Origin of the sequence: Colwellia sp. MB3u-4, from assembly GCF_014077065.1 — a bacterium.
In the GTDB taxonomy this organism is placed as follows: Bacteria; Pseudomonadota; Gammaproteobacteria; order Enterobacterales; family Alteromonadaceae; genus Cognaticolwellia.
This window is the reverse complement of sequence record NZ_JACGVE010000035.1, coordinates 1-1193: the sequence shown is the minus strand read 5'-3', so window position 1 is coordinate 1193 and position 1193 is coordinate 1. Positions and strand designations below refer to the sequence as shown.

The 1193-nt window shown below is 46.6% G+C and carries 1 protein-coding gene; it reads left to right on the top strand.

What is annotated here, in order from left to right; translation table 11 throughout:
• A partial coding sequence (locus H4J61_RS00275; RefSeq protein WP_220461152.1) for a putative Ig domain-containing protein occupies positions 1-1193 on the top strand: 1193 nt, incomplete at both ends.

Genomic DNA, 1193 nt, shown 5'->3' with positions numbered 1-1193 from the left:
AACGATGCCCCAGTAATTTCTGGTACGCCAGCCACAACTGCGGTTGAAGATGCTGCTTACAGCTTTACTCCAACAGTTTCTGATGTTGATGCAGGTGACACCCAGACTTTTAGCATTAGCAATAAGCCCACTTGGGCAACGTTTAGTACTTCAACAGGTGGCTTAACGGGCACACCAGTTCAAGCTGATATAGGTACCACCTCAGGCATTGTCATCAGTGTTGCCGATGCTGCGAATGCAACAGTAAGCTTAGCGGCCTTTAATCTGACCGTTTCAAACACTAATGATGCGCCGGTAATAATAGGTACACCAGCCACAACGGTAGCTGAAGACAGTAGTTATAGCTTTATCCCAACAGTTTCTGATGTTGATGCAGGGGATACCCAAACTTTTAGTATTAATATTAAACCTAGCTGGGCAACGTTTAGTACTTCAACAGGTGGCTTAACGGGCACGCCGACTAATGCGGATGTTGGAACCACCTCAGGTATTATCATTAGTGTTGCCGATAGTGCGAATGCATCAGACAGCTTAGTGGCCTTTAATCTGACCGTGTCAAACACCAACGATGCGCCGGTAATAACAGGTGCGCCAGCAACAACTGCGGTGGAAGATGCTGCCTACAGCTTTACTCCAACAGTTTCTGATGTTGATGCAGGGGATACCCAAACCTTTAGCATTAGCAATAAGCCCACTTGGGCAACGTTTAGTACTTCAACAGGTGGCTTAACGGGCACACCAGTTCAAGCCGATATAGGTACCACCTCAGGTATTGTCATTAGTGTTGCCGATGCTGCGAATGCATTAGACAGCTTAGCGGCCTTTAATCTGAGAGTGTCAAACACCAACGATGCCCCAATAATTTCTGGTACGCCAGCCACAACGGTGGCTGAAGATGCTGCCTACAGCTTTACTCCAATAGTTTCTGATGTTGATGCAGGGGATACCCAAAGCTTTAGCATTAGAAATAAACCTAGCTGGGCAACGTTTAGCACGACAACAGGCGCCTTAACGGGCACACCCATTAATGCGGATGTTGGTATAACTAGTGGTATTATCATTAGTGTTACCGATGCTGCGAATGCAACAGTGAGCTTAACCGCATTTACTATTACGGTAGTAAATACTAACGATGCCCCAGTAATTTCTGGTACGCCAGCCACAACTGCGGTTGAAGATGCTGCTTACAGCTT